General features: G+C 64.9%; 27 protein-coding genes. 13 read left to right on the top strand and 14 right to left on the bottom strand.

Annotated elements, in window-relative coordinates; genetic code table 11:
- Window positions 1-458: 458 nt before the first annotated feature.
- Genes GY937_02115 through GY937_02100 form a run of 4 tightly spaced genes read left to right on the top strand, consistent with a single transcriptional unit; the run spans window position 459 to window position 5,178 of the window.
- Window positions 459-1,163 carry a c-type cytochrome gene (locus GY937_02115; protein MCP5055500.1) on the top strand — a complete coding sequence of 235 codons (705 nt, stop codon included), beginning with the start codon at window positions 459-461 and terminating at the stop codon, window positions 1,161-1,163.
- Between the two features lie 9 nt (window positions 1,164-1,172).
- The gene (locus tag GY937_02110; protein MCP5055499.1) at window positions 1,173-2,513 is read left to right on the top strand and encodes a nitric-oxide reductase large subunit; all 1,341 of its coding nucleotides are present in this window, start codon (window positions 1,173-1,175) and stop codon (window positions 2,511-2,513) included.
- Window positions 2,510-3,289 carry a CbbQ/NirQ/NorQ/GpvN family protein gene (locus GY937_02105; protein ID MCP5055498.1) on the top strand — a complete coding sequence of 260 codons (780 nt, stop codon included), beginning with the start codon at window positions 2,510-2,512 and terminating at the stop codon, window positions 3,287-3,289. Before GY937_02110 ends, GY937_02105 begins: the two co-directional genes overlap by 4 nt.
- A complete protein-coding gene (locus tag GY937_02100; protein ID MCP5055497.1) occupies window positions 3,289-5,178 on the top strand; it encodes a hypothetical protein in 1,890 nt (629 codons plus the stop codon). The genes GY937_02105 and GY937_02100 overlap by 1 nt, the downstream gene beginning before the upstream one ends.
- Window positions 5,179-5,184: 6 nt before the next feature.
- Here the strand turns inward: GY937_02100 and GY937_02095 are convergent, their stop codons facing one another.
- Both GY937_02095 and GY937_02090 read right to left on the bottom strand, forming a co-directional pair.
- Window positions 5,185-5,433: a globin gene (locus tag GY937_02095; protein ID MCP5055496.1), complete on the bottom strand. Its 249-nt coding sequence runs from the start codon at window positions 5,431-5,433 to the stop codon at window positions 5,185-5,187.
- Window positions 5,434-5,485: 52 nt separating this feature from the next.
- The gene (locus tag GY937_02090; GenBank protein ID MCP5055495.1) at window positions 5,486-6,130 is read right to left on the bottom strand and encodes a TetR family transcriptional regulator; all 645 of its coding nucleotides are present in this window, start codon (window positions 6,128-6,130) and stop codon (window positions 5,486-5,488) included.
- Window positions 6,131-6,204: 74 nt separating this feature from the next.
- On the opposite strand from GY937_02090, the gene GY937_02085 reads away from it, so the two are divergent.
- On the top strand, window positions 6,205-8,019 hold the full coding sequence (locus GY937_02085) for an NAD(P)/FAD-dependent oxidoreductase (protein MCP5055494.1): 1,815 nt from the start codon (window positions 6,205-6,207) through the stop codon (window positions 8,017-8,019).
- A 117-nt stretch (window positions 8,020-8,136) separates the two neighbouring features.
- Here GY937_02085 and norR read toward each other — a convergent pair whose 3' ends face one another.
- Window positions 8,137-9,699: a nitric oxide reductase transcriptional regulator NorR gene (norR, locus tag GY937_02080; protein MCP5055493.1), complete on the bottom strand. Its 1,563-nt coding sequence runs from the start codon at window positions 9,697-9,699 to the stop codon at window positions 8,137-8,139.
- A gap of 160 nt (window positions 9,700-9,859) precedes the next feature.
- On the opposite strand from norR, the gene GY937_02075 reads away from it, so the two are divergent.
- Window positions 9,860-12,193 (top strand): nitric-oxide reductase large subunit, encoded by a 2,334-nt coding sequence (locus GY937_02075; GenBank protein ID MCP5055492.1) that lies wholly within the window; start codon window positions 9,860-9,862, stop codon window positions 12,191-12,193.
- 339 nt (window positions 12,194-12,532) lie between these two features.
- The gene (locus tag GY937_02070) at window positions 12,533-12,820 is read left to right on the top strand and encodes a hypothetical protein (GenBank protein ID MCP5055491.1); all 288 of its coding nucleotides are present in this window, start codon (window positions 12,533-12,535) and stop codon (window positions 12,818-12,820) included.
- 126 nt (window positions 12,821-12,946) lie between these two features.
- Here GY937_02070 and GY937_02065 read toward each other — a convergent pair whose 3' ends face one another.
- Complete coding sequence (locus tag GY937_02065; GenBank protein MCP5055490.1) at window positions 12,947-13,312, bottom strand: DUF3862 domain-containing protein; 366 nt, start codon at window positions 13,310-13,312, stop codon at window positions 12,947-12,949.
- Between the two features lie 283 nt (window positions 13,313-13,595).
- On the opposite strand from GY937_02065, the gene GY937_02060 reads away from it, so the two are divergent.
- The 3 genes from GY937_02060 to GY937_02050 are packed head-to-tail and all read left to right on the top strand — an operon-like array spanning window position 13,596 to window position 14,936.
- Window positions 13,596-13,982 carry a 4Fe-4S dicluster domain-containing protein gene (locus GY937_02060; protein MCP5055489.1) on the top strand — a complete coding sequence of 129 codons (387 nt, stop codon included), beginning with the start codon at window positions 13,596-13,598 and terminating at the stop codon, window positions 13,980-13,982.
- A gap of 30 nt (window positions 13,983-14,012) precedes the next feature.
- A complete protein-coding gene (locus tag GY937_02055; GenBank protein ID MCP5055488.1) occupies window positions 14,013-14,267 on the top strand; it encodes a hypothetical protein in 255 nt (84 codons plus the stop codon).
- A gap of 51 nt (window positions 14,268-14,318) precedes the next feature.
- Window positions 14,319-14,936: a hypothetical protein gene (locus tag GY937_02050; GenBank protein MCP5055487.1), complete on the top strand. Its 618-nt coding sequence runs from the start codon at window positions 14,319-14,321 to the stop codon at window positions 14,934-14,936.
- 48 nt (window positions 14,937-14,984) lie between these two features.
- On the opposite strand, the gene GY937_02045 is transcribed toward GY937_02050, so the two are convergent.
- From GY937_02045 to ccsA, 4 genes are all read right to left on the bottom strand, one after another.
- Window positions 14,985-15,599, bottom strand: coding sequence for a hypothetical protein (locus tag GY937_02045; GenBank protein MCP5055486.1), 615 nt, complete (start codon window positions 15,597-15,599; stop codon window positions 14,985-14,987).
- Between the two features lie 156 nt (window positions 15,600-15,755).
- Window positions 15,756-16,529: a rhomboid family intramembrane serine protease gene (locus GY937_02040; GenBank protein MCP5055485.1), complete on the bottom strand. Its 774-nt coding sequence runs from the start codon at window positions 16,527-16,529 to the stop codon at window positions 15,756-15,758.
- Window positions 16,530-16,885: 356 nt separating this feature from the next.
- Window positions 16,886-17,395, bottom strand: a complete 510-nt coding sequence (locus GY937_02035) for a helix-turn-helix transcriptional regulator (protein ID MCP5055484.1) — start codon at window positions 17,393-17,395, stop codon at window positions 16,886-16,888.
- A gap of 187 nt (window positions 17,396-17,582) precedes the next feature.
- Entirely contained in the window at window positions 17,583-18,368 is a 786-nt protein-coding gene (gene ccsA, locus GY937_02030; protein MCP5055483.1) for a cytochrome c biogenesis protein CcsA, read from the bottom strand.
- A gap of 106 nt (window positions 18,369-18,474) precedes the next feature.
- Between ccsA and GY937_02025 the strand changes: the two genes are divergently transcribed.
- Window positions 18,475-18,627, top strand: coding sequence for a hypothetical protein (locus GY937_02025; GenBank protein ID MCP5055482.1), 153 nt, complete (start codon window positions 18,475-18,477; stop codon window positions 18,625-18,627).
- Here the strand turns inward: GY937_02025 and GY937_02020 are convergent.
- Together GY937_02020 and GY937_02015 are read right to left on the bottom strand one after the other, a co-directional pair.
- A complete protein-coding gene (locus GY937_02020; GenBank protein ID MCP5055481.1) occupies window positions 18,624-19,931 on the bottom strand; it encodes a hypothetical protein in 1,308 nt (435 codons plus the stop codon). The genes GY937_02025 and GY937_02020 overlap by 4 nt on opposite strands.
- A 3-nt stretch (window positions 19,932-19,934) precedes the next feature.
- Window positions 19,935-20,444, bottom strand: coding sequence for a DUF2249 domain-containing protein (locus GY937_02015; protein ID MCP5055480.1), 510 nt, complete (start codon window positions 20,442-20,444; stop codon window positions 19,935-19,937).
- A 92-nt stretch (window positions 20,445-20,536) separates the two neighbouring features.
- Here GY937_02015 and GY937_02010 point away from each other — a divergent pair, with 92 nt between their 5' ends.
- Window positions 20,537-20,986 (top strand): hemerythrin domain-containing protein, encoded by a 450-nt coding sequence (locus tag GY937_02010; protein MCP5055479.1) that lies wholly within the window; start codon window positions 20,537-20,539, stop codon window positions 20,984-20,986.
- Between the two features lie 855 nt (window positions 20,987-21,841).
- Here the strand turns inward: GY937_02010 and GY937_02005 are convergent.
- A complete protein-coding gene (locus GY937_02005) occupies window positions 21,842-22,807 on the bottom strand; it encodes a ferritin-like domain-containing protein (GenBank protein ID MCP5055478.1) in 966 nt (321 codons plus the stop codon).
- Window positions 22,808-22,810: 3 nt separating this feature from the next.
- Complete coding sequence (locus GY937_02000; protein ID MCP5055477.1) at window positions 22,811-23,116, bottom strand: ferredoxin; 306 nt, start codon at window positions 23,114-23,116, stop codon at window positions 22,811-22,813.
- A gap of 255 nt (window positions 23,117-23,371) precedes the next feature.
- Here GY937_02000 and GY937_01995 point away from each other — a divergent pair, with 255 nt between their 5' ends.
- A complete protein-coding gene (locus GY937_01995; protein MCP5055476.1) occupies window positions 23,372-24,037 on the top strand; it encodes a TetR/AcrR family transcriptional regulator in 666 nt (221 codons plus the stop codon).
- Here GY937_01995 and GY937_01990 read toward each other — a convergent pair.
- A complete protein-coding gene (locus GY937_01990; GenBank protein MCP5055475.1) occupies window positions 24,023-25,390 on the bottom strand; it encodes a glutamyl-tRNA reductase in 1,368 nt (455 codons plus the stop codon). The two genes, GY937_01995 and GY937_01990, sit on opposite strands and share 15 nt — an antisense overlap.
- 24 nt (window positions 25,391-25,414) lie before the next feature.
- On the bottom strand, window positions 25,415-25,594 hold the full coding sequence (locus GY937_01985) for a hypothetical protein (GenBank protein MCP5055474.1): 180 nt from the start codon (window positions 25,592-25,594) through the stop codon (window positions 25,415-25,417).
- Window positions 25,595-25,656: the final 62 nt, after the last annotated feature.

Raw genomic sequence — 25,656 nt, 5'->3', positions numbered from 1 at the left:
TCCGGTCGAGCCGGGAGGGCGTTCGCCCTGGGTCAAGGACCTTTCGACCCGGAAGATCTGAATCGGAATCCGGAACGGCGGGCTGCGTCGCCCCCCGGCCAAATGATCAGATTTCTACGCTTCTGAGTGAGCGTCTACACGGGCCAGCCCACGCCTCTCGCGCAGCTCGAGAGCACCCCGTCGTGCACCCCGCAGGAGTTTGACATAACGTCCGTACCCGGACCCAGGGAAAAAATGCCCAGCCTTTCTTCTCATGCCCCTGGCGTGCGTCTTTGAGCGCCCTGCAGACGCCGACCTGTGAGAAAATCTGCCACAGATCCTGAGTGCACTTCTGCCACATTGATCCGCTTGCAGGCACTTGCTAAACCGTCCCGCCTCGGGGCCGGTCTCAGCCGGCCGGACGTACCGAAGCACCGCGTAGTGCTTGTCCAACCCCCCGGCCATGGAGACCACGAGCGATGCTCTCGAAGTCACAGGCACGCATCTTCTTCCTTGGCGCGACCGCGTTCTTCTCGCTCATCTTTCTGCTGCTCACGATCGATACTCTCCGGCAAGCTCCAGAGCGCACGAACGAGGATGCGCTGACGCCAGAGGTGGTTCACGGCAAGGAGATCTTCGACCAGAACAATTGCATGGGCTGCCACACAATTCTGGGCGAGGGGGCGTACTACGCGCCCGAGCTTACCCAGGTCTACGACCGCCGCGGGCCCAAGTGGATCGAGATCTTCCTGAAGGATCCCGAAGCCATGTTCCCGGGACAGCGCCGCATGGTGCAGTACGACTTCGAGCCTGAGCAGATCCAGGCACTGATCGCCTTCTTCCAATGGATCGGGCGGATCGACACCAACGGGTTTCCGCCGCCCCCCGACATGGCTGCACCCACGGTCGAGACCATGCCGACCCCGACCACGTCGCAGACGGCCGCGCTTGAATCAGCACCCGAGATCTTCAAGCAGGTCTGCATCGCCTGCCACTCGGTCGCGGGTAGCGGTGGCAACGTCGGGCCCGCCCTCGACGGCGTCGCGAATCGCTTCACCGAGCCCGACCTGCACACCTGGCTCGAGAATCCCCAGGCGGTCAAGCCCGGAACCGCCATGCCCAACCTGGGCCTTCCCGACGAGACTCGAACCGAGATCGTCGGCTGGCTCATGACCCTCCGATAGGAGCGCGCGATGAAGTTCCAATCCCAGCGAGTGGCCTACCTGTTCTTCGCGACGTCCATGGCGCTCCTCGTGCTGCAGATCGTCTTCGGGTACATCATGGGCTTCGCGCACATGGGCTACGACGTGCTGCACGACTGGATCCCGTTCAATGCCGCCCGGAGCTCGCACGTCAACCTGCTCGTTCTCTGGATGCTCTCGGGATTCATGGGCGCGGCGTACTACATCATTCCCGAGGAGGCCGACCGCGAGCTCTACAGCGTGCGGCTTGCGGTCGTGCAGTGGGCTGCGTTGGTCATCGTGGGGGTGGTCGCGCTGGTCGGGTTCCAGTTCAACTGGTGGGAGGGACGGAAGTTCCTCGAGATCCCGCGTCCCCTCGACTACCTCGTCGTGGTCGACGTACTGCTCTTCGTCTTCAACGTCGGAATCACCGCCTGGAACGGCAAACGCTTCACGACCACGGGGAGCGTGCTGCTGGTTGGACTCATTGCTGCCGCACTGCTCTACCTGCCCGGGATGATCACCTTCGACAGCCAGGTCATCGACTCCTACTTCCGCTGGTGGGTCGTCCACCTGTGGGTCGAGGGGGTGTGGGAGCTCATCATGGGCGCCATCCTCGCATACCTGCTGATCAAGCTCACCGGCGTCGACCGTGAGCTCGTGGAGAAATGGCTCTATATCATCGTGGGGCTCACCTTCCTCTCCGGGATCCTCGGTATCGGACACCACTACTACTTCATCGGTGCCCCCGAGTACTGGCTCTGGGTCGGGGGCATCTTCTCCGCCCTCGAGCCTCTGTCCTTTCTGGGGATGGCGCTCTACGCGATAACCATGGCCCGTCGGGGCGGCCGCGATCACCCGAACCGGATGGCGCTGTTCTGGACGGTTGGCTGCGGCATCCTCTCCTTCGTGGGCGGCGGATTCCTGGGTGCCGCCCATACATTCCCGCAAGTGAACATCTGGACGCACGGAACCATCATCACTGCCATGCATGGGCACCTGGCCTTCTGGGGTGCGTACGCCATGATCATTCTCGCGATCATCACCTACGCCATGCCACAGATGACCGGCCGGAAGCTCTACCTGGGATGGATGCCCGAGTGGGCCTTCTGGCTCTCCAACATCGGCATGGTCTCCATGACCGGAGCGTTCGCGGTGGCTGGGGTGACCCAGGTGTATCTGGAGCGACGCGTCGGCATGGACTTCCTGGCGGTGCAGGAGGCCGTCGAGATCCACTTTGCCGGCCTGCTCCTGGCCGCGTCGTTGTTCACGCTGGGGATCCTGATGTTCATCGCGAACTTCATCAGCTATGGCCTGCCCAACACCGAGTCCCTGACGACGGATTCGGGATGAACGATGTTCTCCCCTGGTACCGCCCCGTCGCCAATGAATGCGAGATCTTCGAGCGGGCGTTCGAGCAGAAGCTACCGCTACTCCTGAAAGGCCCCACCGGGTGTGGGAAGTCCCGACTCGTGGAGCACATGGCCGCGCGCATCGGGCGGCCACTCACCACGGTGGCGTGCCACGACGAGACCTCCGCAGCCGACCTGATGGGCCGGTACCTGGTGCAGGGAGGTGAAACCGTGTGGCACGACGGCCCGGTGACTCGTGCGGTTCGTCGCGGTGACATCCTCTACCTGGACGAGTTCGCCGAAGCGCGAAGCGACATCATCGTGGTGATCCACGCGCTCACCGATCACCGCCGCCGGCTCTTCGTGGAGCGTCACGACGAGGAGATCGAGGCGGCGCCAGGCTTCATGCTGGTGGCGAGCTACAACCCGGGCTACCAGCGCGGGTTCAAGGAGCTGAAGCCTTCCACGCGCCAACGCTTCGTGGGCATCTCGTTCACCTACCCCGCTTCCGACGTCGAACTCGAGATCCTGCGCGGCGAGACGGATATCGACGCAAAGACCGGAAGGCAGCTCGTGGCTCTGGCGGACAAGCTCAGGAAGCTCGACACGGTCGGACTGGCCGAGGCCCCCTCGACGCGTCTTCTGGTAAACGCGGCGCGCCTGATCCAGGCCGGCTTTACCGCGCGCGCTGCCTGTCATAGCGCCGTCGTCGAGTCACTGACCGACGATCCGGAGATCGCGAGCGGCCTGCGGGATCTCGTCGCCCTGGTCTTCTGATGTCGCCGCTCCGGCTCGAGCTGGAGTGGGAGGAGGGAATCTTCCGCGGCCTCCGCGCGCTGTGGAGGGGGCTAGGGCGGCAACCGAGCACGCCCTTCGACGAGACGCGTGCCGCGCGCCTCGAGGATCACCGAGCGGCCCTCACGGTGCTGGCGCAGGCTATTTCGGGTGAGCCGCTGCGACTGAAGCCGGCGCGCGGTGTGGGAGGCGCGCGCGGGCTCGATCTGTTGCTTCCCGAACTCATCGACCTCGCCGACGACCCGCAGGCGAACCGCGACTTCTACGTTGTGCGGACGGCCATCTCAGCGACGATCCACTCCAGGTATTCGCAGGAGCGGGCAGGGTCCGACTCGTTCACCGCGGTCCTGGAGGGGCTGCGCGCGGCTCACGAGGCGGCGATACAGCTCGAAGAGGAGCTGCCTCTGTTCGGGGAGCGACACCGGACCGCCATCTCCCTGGCGCTTGCCGCACGCCCACCGCTCGCCGGTTTCCGGGGACGCGAACGCATGCTCGAGGAGATCCGCCGTGCCGCCCTTCGCGGCGACCGGCCCTGGGAGAATCCGGATCTGTCGGCGCAGCTCGCAGCGGCGCGCAGCGGAGGCCCCGAGAGCCCCGGGATTCCCATCTGGGGCGAGCTCATCGCCGAAGTCGGTGCGACCGCGCCGGAGACGGATGAGCCGGCGGAGCAAACTCCTCCGCCGGGCCCCGGAACCGAGATCGAAGCCCCGCCGGTGGACGAGGTCCGTCGGGTGGAGCTGGACCCCCGGGAACAGGAAGACGCGGTGCTGATTCACAGCTTCGAGAAGGTGGAGACCGCCGACAGCTACCAGGGAGGGGCGCGCGATACCGACGGAAGCGACGAACTCCTGGATCACCTGGAGGCGCTCGAGGACGTCGACCTCGGCGAAGTGATGCGCGGCGGAGCGGAGGTTCAATCCATGCTCCGCGCAGACCTGCAGATGGACAGCGCCGTACCCGATGTCGCGAGCACGGTCATGGGAGAGCGTGGTGTTCCCTATGACGAATGGGATTTCCGGGCGCGAGCCTACCGCAAGGACTGGTGCGTCGTGTACCCGACTCCGGTTCACGCAATCGATCCTGCCTGGCCCGTGGAGACCCTCCGGCGACACCGCCGGGTCATCGACGACCTGCGAAAGCGCCTCGCGATTCATCGATCCGAGTATCGGCCCAAGGACCGACAGCTCGACGGCGAGGAAATCGATCTGGCCGCCATCGTCGACGAGTACGGCGCGGCGCGTGCGGGCCACGGCGAGAACGCGAGACTCTATGTGCGAGAGGAAAAGCGGCGCCGCGACTTCGCCACGACCGTTCTGCTCGACGTCTCGCTCTCGACCGATTCATGGGTCGCCAACCAGCGCGTACTCGACGTCGCGCGCGACGCGGTCCTGGTACTGGGCGAGGTGGCGGCTGATCTGGACGATGCGTTCCAGGTCCTGGCGTTCGCGTCCCACACGCGGAATCGCTGCCGTGTCTGGGAGCTCAAGGGTTGGAGCGACCCCTGGGAGGTCGGCAGGAAGCGGCTGGCCGTCCTCGATCCGCAGGGCTACACACGCATCGGTCCCGCCCTGCGCCACGCCACCGCCGAGCTGGCCCAAACCGTGGCCGACCGTCGTCTATTGCTCCTGGTGAGCGACGGAAAACCGACCGACTACGACCGCTACGAGGGCCGCTACGGCGTCGCCGACGTTCGACAGGCTCTTCGCGAGGCCGAAGCCCGCGGCATCTGCGTCCACGCGCTCGCCGTCGACGCCGTGGCGCGCGACTACCTCCCCGCCATGTTCGGTCCCGGGGCGTGGCACATTCTTCCGCGTCCCGACCACCTTCCTCGAGCCCTCACGACCGTCTACGGCCGCCTCACTTCCCTCTGAGCGACGCTACCGTGGCTGTGATCGTGTCTGCCGGGCTCCAGCGGCTCGCATGACATCGGTGAGATGACCGAGGGTGCTGCACCAGGCCGGTTCGTACTCGTCGCACCATTTCGCGCCCGGAACCTGCTCCAGGGCATCGGGCATGCACTCCACCATCCAGTCGTACGCGCGGTCTTCGACACCGTACTCGGAATGGCTGTTTCCCATGGCTTCCAGGTTGGTCTGCAGCCACGGCTCTTGCTCGACCCACGCCAACTACCCAGGGCTTCGACATAAAGTGTCACCAAGGCGGATGCACCGAGCCGGGTCAATTGTTTCGGAAACGCCTCTTGCCAACCGCGTAGTCCACCACGGCCAGCTGGTCCTCGACGAGGGAGTCGGTCTCGCAGCTGCGCGCGAGCCAGCGGTCCCAGATGGCTCTGCGCCCGGCGACCAGCAGGGCTGCGACCAGCGTCGAGTGCAGGTCATCGGATCCGACCCCGGCATCCCGGGCCAAGGCGGTCGCCAGAATCCCCTGGAGTTCCCGCTCTACGCCGCTGAGGCTGGCGACCAACACGGGATCCTTGTCGACCCATGCGTCGTAGGCGCGGAGGTTTGCGACATACGTAGCGGTCGTCGATTCAGATGGGTTCGTGGCCTCCTCGGCTTCCAGCTGTAGATAGCGACGCCACGCAGACAACGTGTCGACCGAGCGGTTCTGGTCCAGGAGAAATCGCTCTATTTCCCCGAGGTGGGCCGTAAGCGGCGCCAGGGCCAGCTGGGCCTTCGAATCGAAGTAGCGCAGCAGCGTCTGCGTGGTGATGTCCACTTCAGCGGAGATGTCCCCCAGGGTGGTTCCGGTGTAGCCCCGCCTCGCGAAGAGTCGCTGGGACGCTTCGATCAATGCGGCTCGGGTCTTGGCCTTCTTGCGCTCCCGAAGCGAGTGAACCGCCTGTGCTGTTTCTTGCCCCATGGTCGAATTGTAGGTGGCTCTTATGTGTGAGTCACTTACAATATTTAGCCGGTAACACTCTATTGGAGACCACCATGTCAGCCGTCACTCCCTCCGGCCAGTCCGACCATGAAGCCCTCCGCGAGAAATACCAGATCGAAAGAGACAAACGCTTCCGCGCCGACGGCGCAGATCAGTACCTCGAGCCGAGCGGCCGCTTCGCCGGCCTGGCCGACGACCCCTGGGTCGGTGATGTCGATCGCGAGCCCGTGACCGACGAGGTCACCGTGGCGCTGATCGGCGGTGGCTTTTCCGGCCTCTGCACTGGAGCCCAGTTGCACAAGCTTGGCATAACCGATGTCCGCATCATCGACGGCGCCGGTGACGTCGGCGGAGTCTGGTACTGGAACCGCTATCCAGGTGCGATGTGCGATACCGCTGCGATGGTCTACCTGCCTCTACTCGAAGAGACCGGGTATATGCCCAGCAAGAAGTACGTCTACGGCAAGGAGATCTTCGAACACGCACAACGCATCGCCAAGACCTTCGATCTCACCGACAAGGCGCTCTTCTCGACCGAGGTGACCAGCCTCGAATGGGACGAGGCATCGTCGCGCTGGCAGATCGAGACCAATCGCGGTGACCGCTTCCGGGCGCGATTCGTCGCGATGGGCACAGGGCCGATGACTCGCCCGAAGTTGCCGGGCATCCCCGGGATCGAGTCCTTCGAGGGCTACACCTTCCACACTGCGCGCTGGGACTACGACTACACCGGCGGCGACTGGGGCGGTGCCCCGATGGAGAAACTGGCCGACAAGCGGGTGGGCATCATCGGCACCGGCGCCACCGCGGTCCAATGCATCCCGGGACTCGCGCGCGACGCGGGTGAGCTCTTCGTATTCCAGCGCACGCCTTCGTCCATCGATGTGCGCAACAACCATCCGATCGATCCCGGCGAGTTCGCCAAACTCAAGCCTGGATGGCAAAGCGAGTGGCTGATGAACTTCGCCACCCTGCAGATGGGCGGATTCACCGACGAGGATCTCGTGAAGGACGGTTGGACCGACATCGCCAAACGCATCCGCGACCGAGCGATCGCAGAGATCGGCAAGGGCGAGGTCACCGTCGGTCCCGAGCTCTTCGCCAAGGCCTACAACGACAGCGACGACGAAAAGATGAATGAGATCCGAGCGCGAGTCGACGAGATCGTGAAGGATCCCGCGACCGCCGAGGCGCTCAAGCCCTGGTACCGCCAGCTGTGCAAGCGGCCCTGCTTCCACGACGAGTACCTCCAGTCCTACAACGTGCCGACCAGCCACCTGATCGACACCGATGGCAAGGGGGTCGAGCGCATCGACGAAACCGGCGTCTGGGCGAACGGAAAGCACTACGAACTCGACTGCATCGTCTTCGCATCGGGCTTCGAAGTTCATCTCTCCCACACCGCCGACTACGAAACGGTTGGCCGCAATGGCCTCAAGCTGTCCGAACACTGGGCGGAGGGCATGCGAAGCATGCACGGAGTGCATGTCCACGGCTTCCCCTCTCTCTTCGTCGAGGGCCTGAGCCAGGGCGCCCGACTTGTCTCCAACATCACGCACAACCTCAACGATGCCGGCAAGAGCATCGCAGCCATCATTGCGAAGGCCCTCGAGACCGACGCCACCGAGGTGGAGGTGACCGAGGAGGGCGAGCGGGCGTGGGTGGAGCTGGTCGACAGCGGCCCGGAAGCGCTTCTCAGTAGCCCTGACTGTACCCCGGGCTACTACAACAACGAGGGACAGCTTCCGACTCCGGCAGACCGCCGCAACGCCGGCGGCCACCCCGGCGGCCCCGTAGCCTACTTCAACTACATCCAAGAATGGCGAGACTCGGGCAAGTTCGAGGGCCTCGAGTTCCGACACGAATAGCCAGGGAGGCCACACCCTTCGGTCACTCCCACCGCCGAAGGGCGAAGACTCGGGATCAGAGCTTCCCGGCCACCGCGCAGTAGCCGAGGCGGACCGTACCGATCGTGTGGCTGCCGCTCAGCGCAGACCGAGGCGCCGGGCCAGGTGGTGCAGATTGCTTCGCTGCATGCCCAGCGCCCGAGCCGCCGCGGCCCAGTTGCCGTCGTGCTCACTCACCGCCGCTCGGATCATCGTGCGCCGGTACTCCTCCACTGCCTCGCTCAGCGATTGCCCTCTCGGCAGCGGGAGACCGGCGGGTCGCGCCGCCTCTTCCGTCGCCTCCGGCGCCAGGGCTGCCCCGGGCTCGATATCTTCGGCGCGGACGATGACCGCCTTGCCGCGCTGGACGTGGGCCGAGGCGTGCAGAACCGCCCGGGAGAGCGCGTTCTGGAGTTCGCGCACGTTGCCCGGCCAGGCGAACGAAGCGAGCCGATCCACCGCTTCGGGCGCCAGCCGCACGGGGCCCACGCCCAACCTGCGTCGGTCCTCGTCGCAGAAGGCCCCGGCCAGGGCTGGAATGTCCTCGCGGCGCTGCCGCAGGGGCGGCACCGCGATGCGATAGACGTTCAGGCGATGGTAGAGGTCCGAGCGGAAGCGCCCGGCCTCCACCTCGACATCCAGGTTGCGATTGGTGGCGGCGACGATTCGCACGTCTACGCGGAGCGGGCGATCGCTTCCCACGCGCTGGATTTCGCCTTCCTGGAGTGCGCGCAGCAGCTTGGGCTGCAGGCCCAGGGGGAGTTCGCCGATCTCATCCAGGAAGAGCGTGCCGCCGTCAGCCACCTCGAACTTCCCCGCGCGCGCCCCCTCTGCACCGGTGAAGGCACCTCGCAGGTGGCCGAAGAGCTCGCTCTCGGCCAGCGACTCTGGAAGAGCGGCGCAGTTCACGTAGATGAGCGGCTCCTCGCCGCGGGCCGAGCCGGCATGGAGGGAGCGCGCCACCAGCTCCTTGCCGACGCCCGTCTCACCGGTGATGAGCACCGCCAGATCCGAGCGCGCCACCAGCGCGATCTCCTCGCGCAAGTGCGCCATCACCGGACTGTTTCCGATCAGCAGCCCGCCCCGGCGCTGCCGCGCTTCGCGGAGCAGGTCGTGCGCCACGAGACCGTGTCGAGATGCGGTGTGCTCGAGGGTCTCGATGAGGTTGCTGGTGCGCATGGCCGCACCCGCCAGGGCGCCCAGCGCGGCCAGGAAGCTCGGGTCGAAGCGGTCGAAGGCGTTGGCCGCGAGGGCGTCGATGCTAAGCGCGCCCATCAGCTCGCCCTCTGCCCAGAGCGGGCAGCCGAGACAGGCGTGGATCTCGTTGAGCGCGTGCGGGTCGCTCTCCAGTAATCCGTCGAAGGGATCGGGTAGGGAGCTGTCGGGCGGAAAGAGCGTGGGGAAGCGTTCGTTGCAGATGATGTCCAAGCGCGGGTGATCGCGGCGCGGGAAGCGCCGGCCCATGGCGTCGGGCACGAGGCCCTGCGCCTCGAGTGGAACCAGCTCATCCCCCTCCAGCCGCAGCAGCACGGCAGCGTCGCAGGGGAGGACTCGGCGGACGGACGCCACCAGGCGCTGGTAGCGGTCCTCCGCGGTGAGGGACGCGTTCAGATCGAGGGCGATGGAGAGGAGCAGGTCGAGCGGGGACGTTGAGTCTTTCATAACGAGTTATGAATATCATAACGCTTGAGAGGTTGCCATTATCATAACTATCGTCATAACATACTGAATCTTAAAGAGTTTTCTCTTGGCCCGTGACTTGCTTTAGAGCTCGGTGAAGGGCGCTCTGCGCCAGCCACACAACGGATGCGGAGCTCAGAACATGAAGACGGATCGACGACTCTGGACGGCCCTCGCCCTGGTGCTGGTGGGCACCTTCTCCATCCTCGGTTTCTTCGGGCGCGAGGTCTACCGCCAGGCGCCCCCCATCCCCGAGCGGATCGTGACCGAATCGGGGCACCTGCTCGCGACCCGCGACGACATCCTGACCGGGCAGCAGGTGTGGCAGAGCATCGGCGGCCAGCAGATCGGCTCCATCTGGGGACACGGCGCCTACCAGGCGCCCGACTGGTCCGCGGATTGGCTTCACCGCGAGGCGACGCGTCTGCTCGAGCGCTGGAGCGCGCAAGAGCACGGCCTTCCGCTCGCGGAGATCTCGGGGGAAGATCGCGCGGCCCTCGAGCGCCGCCTCCGCGGCGAAATGCGCCGCAACACCCACGATCCCGACACCGGAACCCTCGTGGTCAGCGAGGATCGGGCGGCCGCCATCGCCGACACCGGCCTCCACTACACTGCCCTCTTCGGCGGCGATCCGGCGCTCCACGGTTTGCGCGAAGACTACGCAATGCGCGAGACCAGCGTGGAAGGCGCCACAGCGCTCCGCCAGCTCAATGCCTTCTTCTTCTGGACCTCCTGGGCCTGCACGACCCAGCGACCCGGCAGCGAGACCACCTACACCAACAACTGGCCCCACGAGCCGCTGGTGGGCAACCGTCCCTCCAGCGCCAACCTCCTCTGGTCGCTGCTCTCCATCGCCGTTCTGCTGGCGGGCATCGGCGCACTGGTCGCCTTCCACGCGGTGCGCGGCAGGAAGGACGACGAAGAGCCCCGCGCCCCCCGGCGCGATCCCCTCGACGGAATCGAACTCACGCCCTCGATGCGCGCCGTCGCGAAGTACTGCGGCCTGGTGATCGCGCTCTTCGTCGTCCAGGTGCTGCTCGGCGCCCTCACCGCGCACTACACCGTCGAAGGTCAGGATTTCTTCGGCCTTCCCCTGGGCGAGATCCTCCCCTACTCCGTCACCCGTACCTGGCACCTCCAGACCGCGCTCTTCTGGATCGCCACGGCCTTCCTGGCCGCGGGCCTGTTCCTGGCGCCTGCCATCGGGGGCCGCGAGCCGCGCTTCCAACGCCTGGGGGTGAATGCTCTCTTCGGTGCCCTGGTGGTCGTGATAGGCGGGTCGCTGGCGGGCGAGTGGCTCGCCGTGCAGCAGTGGCTCGCCCTCGACCTCAGCTTCTGGTTCGGCCATCAGGGCTACGAGTACGTGGAGTTGGGCCGCGTCTGGCAGATCGGCCTCTTCGCGGGGCTCATCCTGTGGCTGGTCCTGATGCTGCGTGGGATGTGGCCAGCCCTCACCCGCCGGACGGAGCATCGCCAGATCACCCTGCTCTTCGCCGGCTCGGCCGCCGCGATCGGCCTCTTCTACGGTGCGGGCTTCTTCTACGGTGCCCGCACGCACCTGACGGTGATGGAATACTGGCGCTGGTGGGTGGTGCACCTCTGGGTCGAGGGGTTCATGGAGGTCTTCGCCACCGCCGCCATCGCGTTTCTCTTCTCCCGGCTGGGTCTCATCAATGCGCGCAGTGCTTCGCGCGCGGTGCTGCTCTCCACGAGCATCTTCCTGGTGGGTGGCATCCCCGGCACCTTCCACCACCTCTACTTCAGCGGCACTCCCATCTCCATCATGGCCATCGGCGCCTGCTTCAGCGCCCTCGAGGTCGTGCCCCTGGTAATGGTGGGCTTCGAAGCGCTGGAGACCCTGCGCATGCAGGACCGCGCCCGCTGGATGGAACGCTACCGCTGGCCTATCCGCTTCTTCGTGGGCGTCTGCTTCTGGAACCTCGTGGGGGCAGGCGTGTTCGGCTTCCTCATCAACCCGCCGATCGCCCTCTACTACATGCAGGGCCTCAACACCACGCCGGTTCACGCACACACCGCCCTCTTCGGCGTCTATGGCCTGCTTTCCCTGGGTCTGGTGCTGGTCGTGTTGCGCCGCCTCGCGCCCGCGGGCGAGTGGCGCGACGGTCCGCTGGCCTTCGCCTTCTGGAGCATGAACGGCGGGCTCGCCCTCATGGTGAGCCTCTCCCTGCTGCCCATTGGGTTGCTGCAGACCCAGGCCTCCATCGAGACGGGCCTCTGGTACGCGCGCAGCGCCGAATTCCTGCAGCAGCCGCTGCTCCAGAACCTGCGCTGGCTGCGGCTCGTGGGCGATACGATCTTCCTCAGCGGAGTGGCGAGCCTGGCCTGGTTCGTGCTGGGGCTGCGCACCGGGTGGTCGTTCCGGTCCGGTAGGGGCGCGTCCGTGCGTGCCGGCGAGCCTGCAGCCGCTGGGATCGTCGGGGCCGAGGGTGAGGTGCTCGCGCGCGTGGGCTCTTAGTACTTGCCGCCGGGACGATCGCTGCCTTGTTTGACCTCATTTCCACCTGGGAATCGCTGCGATCATTCTGACTGGATCCGATTCCCTCGTCTTGATCCGAATGGGGGCGGGTGTTCCAGTCAGCACCGGCAGTCCCTTCTCGAAATGACGCCCTGCAACCGGCCCAGTTTTCAGCGCACCCGGAGTCCGGAGGCAACCCGCCGACAGCTCGTGCTCGCTACATAACAACGACCCTCGGCCGCCGATCTGGCCCGTCACGACATGGCCGGGCGTTGTTTCACTGCCTGAAAGGTGCCATCCTCTCGGCAAGGCTCAGCCTGGCAGTGGAATCGAACGAACGTGAGCCGGGCCGGTATTGGTGCGCAACTGAATCCGAACGCGGGCGGCAGAACGGCAGTCGTGAAACGAGTCGAAATCTTCAGATACTTCGCCGTCGCCGCGCTGTTGGCGTTCGCGACCATTGCAGCAGCATGGTCCGTGTTCGCCCCTGAGGATTCTGTACATCACTTCGATTCTTCCGAGACCGGACCCTTCAGTACCAGCTTCACTTTTCTCCTCCTGCTCCTGGTTGGGGCAGACGTGCTGGGGATCCTGTGGCTCATTCGCCGATTTCGGGGCCGCAATTAGAGCCGATCTCCGCAGCGAGATCGGTTGCGTCGGAGTCGCCCTCGCTGCTGCGCCCAGCGAGTTCAGAGCCAGCAGCGCACCGATGTTGCCCCGAGAAGATCAATCCGTAGCGAAGCTCCGAAGGGCCTATTTCAGATACAGCTGCGCCTTCTTCACGAGTTGACCGTTTTCGAAGGTCGCATTCATGTGCGAGGCGTCGCTGTTCTGCCATACGGTGACGCTTGTCTGCCCATCGCCACCTTCCGGGGCGGCTGCAACTCCTGGGTCGCCCACGATCGCGATGACCTCCTGATGGCTCATGCCTTCCCGGATCCGTTCGAACTCCGCGAGCGTGGCGATTGGCGGAGGATCCTCCGTCTTGGAGAGATCCTGTGTCTGGACGTCATTTACCGACATCCCGACACTAACCAAGGTGACCGCGCAGACACTGGGCACCATCAGGACCGTTGTTGCCCCCAAGATGACGAGCTTCAATTCCTTGGTGAATTTCATCGGATCTCTCAGACCTCCATCCGTGTCCGTCCCATGACGGAGACCAGCCGGCTTTCTTCGATCGGACGAGAAAGGCGAGGGGGGAAGCTCAGGATATCACGCCAGAGCCCTCACCTTGGTGCCGGAGAGCCTCCGAGTTACCCTCGCACACGCTGCCGCATCGGTCACCTGCCGGAGGATCGGCCGTATGACCGATGCGCTGAGCAGCCCCCTGTTGTGTCCTCCATCATGGGCTAGAAAGGCCCGCGCTTGGACTTGGGGCAGACGCCGAGGAGGCCCTTCATTGCCGACCATGATCACCGACGCATGCATCAACTGCGGCGCGTGTCTCCTCAGCTGCCCCAACAATGGCATTCAGGCGGGCGAGGACAGGGTCGTGATCAACGCCGCTCTCTGCACGGAGTGCGTGGGCTTCTTTTCCTCGGAGCAGTGTGCCGCGGTATGCCCGATCGACAATGCCTGCATCCGGGATCCCGGCAACGTGATAACCGAAGAGGTGTTGTTCGAGCGCGCCAAGAAAATCCACGCCAAGTCCCCCACACCGCCCACTCTCTCGCCCAGGACGTCCCGCTTCCGGGCGGCCAATGCTCCGAAATGGTGGGAGCGATTGATTCCCTCGCGCAAGGCTCTCCCCCGAAGCGTGGCCGAGCCCGAGTTCAAGGATGCGTAGCTCTTCGGCAATGGGAAATGCCGAAGCCCGGTGGATGACGGCTGCTTCTTCGAACTCCCCACCGAGATGGGTCGACGTCAGATGTTGGACTATCTGATCGGGGCTGCCAATATCGTGGGCGGCGTGTTCTGCCACGCCCTGATCCATGGCAAGATCCATCGGACCGAAGCGAGCGTCGAGTTCTTCTCGAACTGGCGCGCCCAACACCCCACATTCAGCAAGCACGGCCCTCCTTTCCTGATCGCGTTCGGGCTCATTCGAATCGTGCTCGGGCTACTGAACTGACTCGTTTTGGCACTTCACCTCCGACCGCTTCTGAGATCTCTGCCCGGGTTGTTGAATGACCCGTTCGCTCTCGATCTGGGCATCGAATTCCTGCACAGCATTGCCGACACGCCGATGATGAGGCTGGCATGCCGGCAGATGCTCGTCGGCGTCGATGCGTCGGAGCGTGTGCTCCTGGAATCGCTGACCCGCACACCAGTCGATCTCGACGCGTTGGCAAGCCTGCCGGAGACCACACTCGGCGGAGCCTACAGTCGCTTCTTCACGATGAATGGCTTCGACCCGGATTTCCACGCCAAGATATGCCCGGGCTCCCTCGAAGACCTGGAACGCGACTGGGTGTTCGCGCGCTTCGCACGTCTACACGACCTGCACCACGTCATGCTCGGCATCGGCGCCTCCCCCCCCCAGGAGATCGCGCTGCACCTGTTTCTCTTCGTCAACACACGGGATCCAGTGTCGACCATCTTCACGGCGGCATTGCCATACTTGGCGGCCCGCTACCTGAAGCGGGGTGGGATCTGGGCCGAGAGCCGCAGGCTCGTCAAGACCGCACAGGCGCTGCCAAACCTGTTCCGCTTCCGGTACGAGGAAGTCATGGCTGAGCCGCTCGTCGACCTGCGCGCGCGGGTCGGCCTGCCGGCGGGTGGCTGCGCGGCGGCCTGGTGAAGCGGACCCCCACCCCGTGAGGTGCCAGGGGCAACCGGGGCTCTCTCCTCATCGATAGAGGCAGAGGCAGAGGACCGGCCAGACGCCCACCGTGTAGTACCAGAGGAGGCGCACTACCCGAAAGCTGCTGCTCGAGGATTGCCGCTGATCAGGGGCATCGTCGCGCAGAGGCTTCAGGCGCAGCCAGATGACGCTCAGGAGGATCAAGGCGCCCACGGCGTGGGCGACGTGCGTCGCCACGATGACGCAGAAGAGGTAGCCGTGCTGGCTCGAGCTCAGGGTCAACCCCTGGCGGATCAGGCTGATCCATAGGACGCCCTGGAAGACTACGAAGAAGGTTCCGGACGCGATGGCGGCGAGGAGGAGGGGGCCGATCCGGCTCTTTTGATTCTCCCACGAGCGAGCCGCCAAGAAGACCAGGGCACCGCTCATCAGCAAGACGGCGGTGTTGATCGCCAGATCCTCCGGCAGGAACCATGGCTGCCCGGCCGGGGGCCAGGTGTCGCCAGCGGCCGCTCGCGTGAGCACGAAGCCGCCCACGGTGCCGGCGACGATCATCGCGTCGAAGATCAAGAAGACGAACATCGCCACGATGCTCTCTTCCGGAAAGAGGCGCCGCGAGCGTCGTTTCTGGTCGAACGCGATGACGCTCCGACCGCTCATACGAGAAACTCCTGCACGTCCCGCGACCAGTGATGGCCCCTGGTGGCCGGAAGACGGCTACCTGCCGACTGAGACCTGCGGGTGACCAGGCCCCGGCTGCGGTACGTGCATGTAGGTTAGAGGAAGCTCTGGTGTTCTGGTGGATCGCTCCTCGTTTCAGGGAGCCAGGTCCCTTTCGTCCTGGTCCTCGGGCCGCCGCTGGGCATCCTCGGGGCGGACGGCGCGCAGCCTCTTCCGCATTCGCCAGCGCCGCCAGCGGCGCTTGAGGGCGTTCGAGGAGCGGGCGTCGGAGGGGGCGTGCCCGCTGGTCACGCCATGGCGCCGCAGGTAGAGCCAGGCCACCAACACACCGCCCAGATGGCCGACATGACTGATGCCGCCCTCGGATCCGCTCATCATCATCGTCATGCCCAGGAGCGCCGGAATCAGCCAGATGGCGCGGAAGCTCACCGGTGGGAAGATCAGCATGATGCGGCGATCCGGCCACGTCAGCGAGTAGGCCAAGAGTACGCCATAGACCGCGCCCGATGCGCCTAGCGTGTAGGTGTCCAGCCCGGCCGCGTCCGGGTCACGAAAGATCAGCATCACGAACGGCCAGCTCGCGATGATGAGGCCAGCGCCGATACCGCACAACAGGTAGTAGCGGAGGAAGCGTTTCTTCCCCCAGACCATGGCGAGCTCTGAACCGAACATCCACAGCGCAAAGCAGTTCATCGCGATGTGCGCGAAGCCACCGTGTAACCACATGTATGTGAAGGGCTGCCAGAGGTAGCCCTCCTGCCACACGGCGCTGGGTCGCACGGAGCCCAGATCCGAGATGCTCGGTGCGATCATTTGTGCGATGTACACCACCAGGTTCGCGATCATCAGCTGCTTGACGATCTTCGGGGTCTCCGGCGGCCCAAAGCGCATGGACTGCTGTCCGTACACCGTTTCGTGTCTCCTCGTGATCCCCACACGACGTGTGGACCCTGAATGCATTCGCGAGACCATCGCCCGACGAGAAGCCGCTGCGATCCGATTCACTCGAGCCTGCGGGAAGGGTACGCGGTATTCCTCGGTCCACGCACGGGCCATTTCCACGTACCTCCGTCAAACCGGTAGCGCCCCAAGGCACGGCTTCTGGCGGCAACTCCATCAGGGAGGAGCGACGACGATCTGCGACGGCACGGGAAGAGTAGCGCCCTGTTTCCAAGGGCCACGGCGCGCGAGTCGGCCAGGCCACGGTGATAGCGCGTGTGTGCTCATGGCCCTGCGCCAGAAATGGGAGGAGCGACGCGGATCGCTCAGCTCAGGTATCCGAAGCGAAAGCCCAGGGCAACGAGAGCAGCGCGGGTCCCGACGCCGAGCTTGGACCGCATCTTCTCGACGTGGGTGCGCACCGTGTACTCGCTGACGCCCAGCTTCTTCGCCGCTGCCGGCGTCTCGTCACCCGCGGCGAGAAGTGAAAGCACCTCCTGCTCGCGGGCCGTCAGGGTTTGCCACTGATCAGGATCGTGCTCCACACCGCAGTTGAGCACGCAGACAGCGGTGTCGTCGACCGGCACGCAGGTGAGACGATGCTCTCTCCCAGCGAGCTTGAGGTCTACCCGCTGCGTACGCTCCAGCCCCTCCGACAGCAGACGCCCCACACAGTTCGTCTGGCAGGGAAGCCCCTCGGCCCCCTCCAGCCCGCCCACCACGTCCCAGCACAGCTTGCCCTCCCCGGGGCCCATCAATCGACGCGCCGGAGTATTCTGCGAGACGACAGTGCCGTCCTTCTGGGCGATGACGACAGAGGGGGTTGCAGAGGCCATCGAATCTCCTCGGTGCGGGCGCGCCGCACACGGCCGGCAAAATGCCTGTCTCTTCATTTGAGTAACCCGCGCCTCGGCCAGCGCATATGATCGCGGTCATAGCCTCCCACGAGCGATAGACCCGACGGGGTGGGCCCTGAACCCCGGTTTCATCTGTGGCGAAACGCCACATGGCGGTGCGACCTCATCACAGCATCCCCACACCGATGACACCGAAGAACAGGAACACGAAGCCCGCCAAGGCACAGGCAGCGGCCTGACGGGCACTCTGGCGCCCAGCGAGGCGAGCCGTCACCAACCCGGCGTAGATCGCCCAGCAGATCAGCATCCAGGCTTCGTGGGGGCTACCACGCAAGACTTGCCCGAGAGATTCTCGCAACCAGAACATCCCCGTCACGATCCCCAAGCTCAGCAACAAGAAGCCAACGGCGATCGCAACGCGGTTGACCCGATCCAGAGCCTCCAAGGAGGGCAGACCGAACTCGTCGAGCGGACGTTTGGCCTTCAGGCGCCGATGCTCCGCGAGATAGAGCAAGCCCGCGAAACCCGCGATGCCCAGCAGCGCCTGGCCGGCGCTCGCGAGCAGTACGTGCACATGGGGCAGCGTACCGACCGGCGCAGTCGAAACGCCTGCCTCCGGCTGCATGCCGAGAGACGAGACGAAGACCGCCAAGAAGGCCACCGGGCCGAGCCCCACCGCGAGTCCCGGCAGGTGAACCCGCAGGCGCAGCATCAGAAAGAAGACGACGGACATCCAGGTCGTCACCGAGATCACGAGAGAAAGCGACGTGATGGCGACGGATTCGCCAGACCGGTGGAGGGAGGCAAACGCCAGGATCTGCGCGCCTGCGCCCAACCCGAGCACCCAGATGCCGCCACGCCTCAGGCGAGGCTCCGGCAACACCATGCCGACCACGGCTCCTATCCCTGCTACGAGGTAGAGCGCCGCTGCTAGGTGATGAAATCCGACCACTCAGCGCTCCGATTCGCTTCGCCAGACCACGATTCCAATTGCCGACCCTGATTGCCTTCTCGATCGCGATTGTAGGATCCAACGCCTCGTCCCGCCGCGCTGTTCCATGCCTTCGACCCTCGCCTCTGGGCTTCGCGAGGGCTTCACTCCGGCCCATGACCAGGCGTTCCCGTTGCGGGGCGGGTTGGTCTTCGCTCTCGGCCATCTGACCGATGTGATCGAGGCCGCGTCGGCCCTGTGGAGATCGTGCAGCGACTAGGCGACGAGCGGAGCCGGGGGTTTCTGCCGCAGCACGTGGATGAGGAAATGTGCGATCGAGACCGCCGTCAGGATGAGCGACAGTCCGGCGAGCCTACACAGCAGATCGGAAGTAGTGAGGATGGCCGCGACGCCGAGAAGCAACGAGGAGACGTGCAGCACAAACCCCCGGCGCGTCAGCGCCTCGGGATGCAGCTTCTTGATCGAGGGCACCCGCATCTTCCCCACCAGGGGCGCGTAACGATGGAGCCAGACGAGAAAGGGCACGATGCGCGTGAGCATCCCGTGCATGATCATGCCGACCCAGCCCCAGAGCACGAGCCATCCGAAAAGGATGTCCCAGTGCATCGCGTCCAACGACCAGGCGGCGACGGCAGCCAGCGCGGTGAGCGGAGCCATCAGCAGACCGGCCTGCCAGAAGTACAGACTCGCGTCGACCCGCTTACGGCGCCGCCTCGAGAGGCTCCACGCCGCGACGGCCGGATGCAGCATCCAGATGGCGAAGATGCCGGGCGCGGCGGCTGCCGCAACCGCGGGCTCGAGGGGCGGTGAGTTCTCACCGAGCAGGCTGAAGTAGTCGACGCCAAGGATGAGTGCCGGCCCGATGCCGTTGAATACTGCAAGGATCTGCACCGTCCACTTGAGGGCACCAGGCGGGTGCGGTGCGAGGTAGAACATAGGCAGCACCTGCCACGAGACCGCCGCGACCAGCCCACCGACCCAGCCGACGAGCGCGATGCAGAGGTGCGCCTGGCTCCAGAGCGTTCGGGAGCCGGGGAAGCCCATGCCGCTCATGCCGTGAGCCATCCAGATGCCCGCGACGGCCGCAAGAAAGAAGAAGCCGACGGCCGCGCGAATTCCGAAGACGGTCTCGTTCAGAGAAGGCGCCCTGAACAGCGCGATGCCGACCGGTACCACGAAGAGACCGACACCGAAGGTCAGGATTGCGATCGCCACGAAGACGACCGACGGATTCCCTCTCGCGATGCCCCAGCAGAAGCCGGCGACTCCCAGCGTGAAGAGCGCATGCACACCGTGGGCGGAACGCCGCCAGGGGATGGGACTCCCGACGACCACCGCGACGATCTGATACGTCGCGCCCAGCATCACCATGGAGACGAAGCCGAGGGTGCCGAGGTGCGTCACGGCGAGCGTGAGGGGTACCCAACGGCTCGTGAGCACGTCGACCCCACCAAGGAGCACCGTGGCCCCCGCAGCTGCCAAAGCCAGGGGCGCCGTCAGGAAGAACGAAAGGGGGATCTCGAGGGGGGGCGCATCCTGGAGACTCAAGCGAAGGGCGACCATTCTTCAGCCCGGTCTTCCGACCCAGACGAGCCCGCTCGTATCGGCCGCCTCGGCTGCCTCCCAGTCCAGCTCCCGGCGATCGAGCTGGGCCAACAGCGGACGAGGGAAGCAGGGCGTGCGGGCGATCAGCGCCTCACCCGGCCGCAGCGCGGCCGCCGCCTCGAGGACCTGCTCCATCGGCAGCGGGGCCTCGAGGTCACAGAGATCCATCAGCTCGCGATCGCCCGGAGGCTGGAGCAGCAGCATCCAGCGGCGACGCGCAATCTTTTCGAGCTGGGCATGAACGCCGTGCTCGGTGAACTCAGCGAGAAGGCCCGACGCATCGAAGCCCAACTCCACTTCGAGAATGCCGCCTTCCGGAAGCGCCTGCAGCTGGTGCGTGACGACCGCGTGCACAGATTCGGGCGCATCGCTGTCGAAGCGGCAATGGCAGATCCTCTGGACTCCCGATTCGCGCTGCCCCCGTTGTTGCATCGATGTGCTGCGCGCGTTGTCTCTTCCCTGGTGAGCCATCCTGGCAGGTTGCTTAGCACACTGCTACGAACGCATTTTCTGGGATTGCCCATACCTCGGGTGATCTCGTGCCACCACGAGGAAACAACCGGATGTCCGACACCAGTCTGAGCCTGCAGCAGTTCTTCACGCTCGACCACCGTCGCTGCGACGAGAAGTGGGCCGAGGTCGAGGCCGCAGTGCAGGCCGGCGATGTGGAGCTTGAGAAGGAGAGGTGGCGCACATTCCAGAGCCAGATGCTGCGGCATCTCCGGATGGAGGAGGAGGTGATGTTCCCGGCCTTCGAGCAGGCAAGCGGCATGACTCAGGCCGGCCCCACCTTCATGATGAGATCCGAGCATGACCAGATGCGCGGGCTCATCGAGCAAATGGGCATTGCAGCGGACGGGGACGACTACGACGAACTCGTCGATCTCGGGGATACCCTGTTGATGCTGATCCAACAGCACAATCAGAAGGAAGAGCAGATGCTCTACCCCATGGCGGAGCGGGCCCTCACTGCCGATTGGGCGGAGATCCTCGCGAAGCTGATCGAGTACTGAATCCCTGCCAACACCAGGAATCTCCCCGGTGCAGCCTGGCTCCCGTGGTCACGACCGTGGAGACGCCGCTTGGTCGTCGTTTCGAGGGCGTGGATCGTCACCTTGGCCCGCCTGTCCTGCCTCGCGAGTCCCGAGGATTCTAGAGAATTCCCAACCTTGTTTTGAGTGTTGATACAGCCAGATGTCTTTGTACACCTGTTCAGCATCGGGCTTCCGATAGGAGACCTGACAGCGGACAGTTTCCGGAGATCCTTCTAGAGCGCCGGAATCCAAGATCTCGTAGCTTGGATGCTGGTCTGCGAAATCCATCCTCAACTGTCTATTGCAAGGGTCCTTCACATAGACGTAGAACAGAGCTATTCCCAAGATCAGAAATAGAAACGCGTAGTACTTCAGCATTGGCGAAACTCACACATCCGAAAAAAACATCCAAGAGAACCACGAAGGAGCGCCGGAAGCCAGCCTTGGCGAGGCTCGAGGAATTCGGCGTCCGGGTACTGTACTCCTTTATCGAGAGACCGGCCGACGACTGGCGATTCTGGGTGAAGATCACCGTGGTCATGTTTCTTGTCACAGCCGGTCCGGCGATCGCAATCGCCCTCTTCTTCCTTGGCCGAGACCTCGGTGTATTTCGTTGAGCCGGGGCCCCCACTCCTTCACCCTGCCCTGCACCGGTCAAGAAGCCGTGGAGACGAGTAGAACAGACGCTGGCAGAACCGGCTGCTGAAGCCGGCATCCCTGCGGAGGCCAAGCCGGAGATTCCTCGAGGGCAGCTCGCGGTGTTCGGTCCTCTGCGTGCAGGCGCTCTAGGCGCCCGCACACATCGACCGGGCTCTTGTTCGGAGAGGACGGTTCTCAGTCCGCCAGGCCCACCTCGCGATACTTCGAGATCGTGCGGTCGGTGATCAGACCGACGCGCTGGAGCTGCGGGAAGGCATACTCGCGGAAGGGATTCGGCTGAGACTTGGCCGTCTCCGGGTCGCTCAACCTCGAGGCGATCTCGCTGGACGCTTTCTTGGGATCGACCCCAACAGAGGCGTAGATCTCCTCCATGGGATCGACCCACGCCTTGCCCTTTTCCATCTGTGGGGTCGTCGCGAGCAGCGTCATCGCCGTCCAGGCAAAGTCCTCCAGGCGGTCGCGGTCGGGCTCGTTCATCTTCGGGATCGCGTCCTTCATGTAGATCAGCCCGTAGGACACGTGCCGCGCCTCGTCCTGGGAGGTGAGCTCCAGGATCTTGCGAAAGACCTCGTCCCCCGTGATTTCCTTCATGATCTTGAAGGATCCCATGGCCAGGCTCTCCGCGATGACCTGCATGCCGACGCACTTCATCTGCCAGAGATCCGCCGTGAGTACCGCGTTGAGCAACGCCTTCAGCCCGGGCATGATCGGGTAGATGCGGTCCAGGCGTTGGATGTAGCGGTGGAAGACCTCGACGTGACGGGCCTCGTCGATCACCTGCGTGGACGCGTAGAGTTTGCCGTCCATGTCCGGCACGACCTCCACGAGCTGCCCGCAGATCATCATCGCACCCTGCTCACCGTGCAGGAAAGTCGACAGCAGGTGGGCCGAGCGCCGCTTCGAGAGTTCGATCTGCTTCTCCATCGGGAGCGCCTTGACGAAATCGTACGGCTCGGCGAACTGAGCGCTCATGTCGCCGATCTGGCTCGGGTCGGTCTCGATCTCCCAAGGGATGTCCAGCGCGGCGTTCCACTGCTCCTTCTTGGCCACCTCATAGAGATCGCGAAGCGCCTTGATGTTCGTGTCATAGTCGAAGCGCCAAAGCGCCTGGACCGTAGTATCGATCGTCTCGAAGCTCATGTGTCATTTCTCCAGTGTTGCTGACGTGATACCGACCGGCGTGGAGTCTCCAGCCGGAATGAGCGTCCCCTGGGCATCGCCCTGGGAGGAATCGGCGGACGGGGAATCAGCGGCGTTCGCTTGGAGCCCGCCGATGGGGCAGTAGTCCGAAGCCTCGGCGCAAGCCTCCTCTTCCGCTGGGGTCTGGGGCTGCTTGAAGACCCGGGCGATGGACGTGCCAGCGGGGATTTCGAGATTCTCGGGGGCCCGTTCCGAGCACAACGCGCAGCCGATGCACTCCTCCTCGACCACTTCGAAACGACGCCGCATGCAAGAACCTCTCAGCCTGGGGGAGCGCCGCGAACTCAGGGACTTTGCCCCGACTCGGGCGGCCTCCAGTACTGTATAGCACCCCAGTATTAGAGTCGAACCCAATTTTGGATGATATGCCAACAAATTTCCTCAATCGGAAAATTCCTATTGATTTCAGTTAGATGCGTTGGCGGCGACCTGCCGGATCCATGTCTCCGCCGGTCGAACTGGGTAGCTTGATGTAGTAGGATGCCCCTGGTGGAGGTGGATCCCATGGCAGAGCCGGCGCCGGAAGGGCGGCTTGAGAAGCGGAAGCGCGAGCGGCGGCTGCGCATCTACAACGCAGCCGTGGGTCTGTTCCGCAGCCAGGGCTTCGAGCGCACCACGGTGAACCAGATCGCCGAAGCCGCGGATATCGCGCCGGCGACGTTCTTCAACCATTTCCAGAGCAAGAGTGCCCTGTTGGGGCATATGACCACAGACATTCTCGACGTCGTCGGACTCATGCTCGAGGATGAGCTCAAAGCCGCCGAGTCGACCCACGATCGCCTCATAGGCTTCGTGGCCAACGCGGCGGACCAGATCGCCGAGACGCGAGACCTCGCCCGGGACGTGTTGCTGGAGCTGGTGCGCACCGAATCCGAGCCGGGACAGCAGCCCCCCTACGTGGGGCGCATCCACGAACCCTTCGCCGCGATGCTGCGTGAGGGCCAGGAGCGGGGCGATGTGCGCCGCGATCAGGACGCGGCCTTCCTGGCAGAGATGGTGGTCGGCATCCTCAACGCCGCGATTACCAACTGGCTCGCCGATTCCCACTACCCCATCGAGCAGCGCCTGCGTCAGGCGGTCCAGTTTGCCTGGGAGGCGATCCGCTTCGAGTCCGGCTCGGCCGACGGCCCAGCTGGAGCACCCAAGCCGTCAACCTCATCGCAGGGCTGACCCTCGCCTGGCAGTAGCGAGCGCGGTGTCTTCCGCTTCCCGATCGTCGAGTCCGAAGAGAGCCCGCGTGGCCTTGAGCATCGCCACACCCTCTTCGTGGCCCGTTTCCCCCCGCAGACGCGCCATTGGACCGTGTAGGAGCTTGTTGACGATCGAACGCGTGAGCGCGTCGAGCGCCTCTCTCTGCTCTTCCGGCATGTCGTCGAGTCCCAGGCGGCTGGCGGCGCGTTCGACCGCGCCCACGCGGATCTCCTCGCCCCGGCTCTGCAGATCGCGGATCGTCGGAACTGCCTGCAGCGCCGTCAGCCAGCCGTCGAAGCCCAGCTGTTCCTCTAGAACGATCTCCTCGGCCCTGTCGCCCTCACGCCTACGCTCCTCGGCGTTGGTGGCCGCGATGTCCCGCAGGTCGTCGAGGTCGTAGAGATAGGCGTTCTCCAGGCGATTCACTTCGGGATCGACGTTGCGCGGAACGCCGATGTCGATGAAGAACACCGGTCGCGCCTGGCGGGCCCCGAGCGCCCGCGCCACCTGATCGCTGCCTAGCAGGGGGACATCTCCACCGATACAGCTCAGGACGACATCCGCTTCCACGAGCAGATCGTCGAGTTCCTCGAACCCATGCGCGCTCGCATCGAAACGCCTGGCCAGGGCAGCGGCGTTGTTGCGAGTGCGATTTGCGATGCGTACGGCTGCCAGCCCTTCCCGCTGGAGCGACTCCAGGGCGAGCTCGATCATGTCGCCCGCGCCAATCAGCAGCGCGGTCTTGTCGCTCAGCTCTTCAAAGATCTTGCTAGCAAGCCTCACGGCGACGCGGGGGACCGATACCGGACGTTCCCCGATCCGTGTCTCGTTCTTGACGCGCTTCGCTGTCGCGAATGCGCGCTGATATAGCCGCGCGAGCAGCGGACCACAGAAACCCGCCTCGCTGGCGAGGCCGTAGGCGTCTTTGACCTGACCCAGGATCTGAGGCTCGCCTACGACCATCGAATCGATCGACGAAGCAACCCGGAACACGTGCGCGACCGCCTCGCCGTCCTGGTACCGGTACGTGCAGTCCTCCAACGACATACCGGGCGGCAGCGCACCCGAGCCCAGGTCGTGCTGCAGGAAGTGCAGCAGGCGACGACTCGCCGCCGCCGGTTGGTGCGTGGTCACGACGATCTCGACCCGGTTGCAGGTCGAGAGCAGCATCGCCTCCTCGATCTCGTCACTCTTCGCGAGTTCGTGCAGCGCCGCCGCGGGGTCGCTCACGGCGAAGCGCTCCCGCACCTCGATCGAAGCCGTGCGGTCGTTCATTCCGAGGAGCAGGATCTTCGCCGTCGGGCTCTCGCCGTCGGCGAGCAGCCTGAGCATCCGCTGCTCGCGGCCCGTCGGAAGCTACCTGCCCTTCGGCGGGGGTGCCGCTCCAGCGTTCGGAACGCAGATCGAGTGGTTCTCGATGGGAACGCGGCTGAGGCGACCGTGCTGGGCGGTCGTGTTCTGCGCGACTACCGCGCCGTCCTCCACAGCTGTCACGATGGCGGGCTTCCGGACCGATCCGTTCGCTTCCGTTGTCATGATCTGCCTCGAGACCCTGCCGACCGTCGGCTCCGCCGACTCCCCTGGGAGCCGGCGGAGCC

This window comes from bacterium (assembly GCA_024228115.1).
GTDB lineage: Bacteria > Myxococcota_A > UBA9160 > UBA9160 > UBA6930.
Note: the sequence above shows the minus strand (reverse complement) of the source record. Positions and strands in the feature narration are given on the sequence as shown.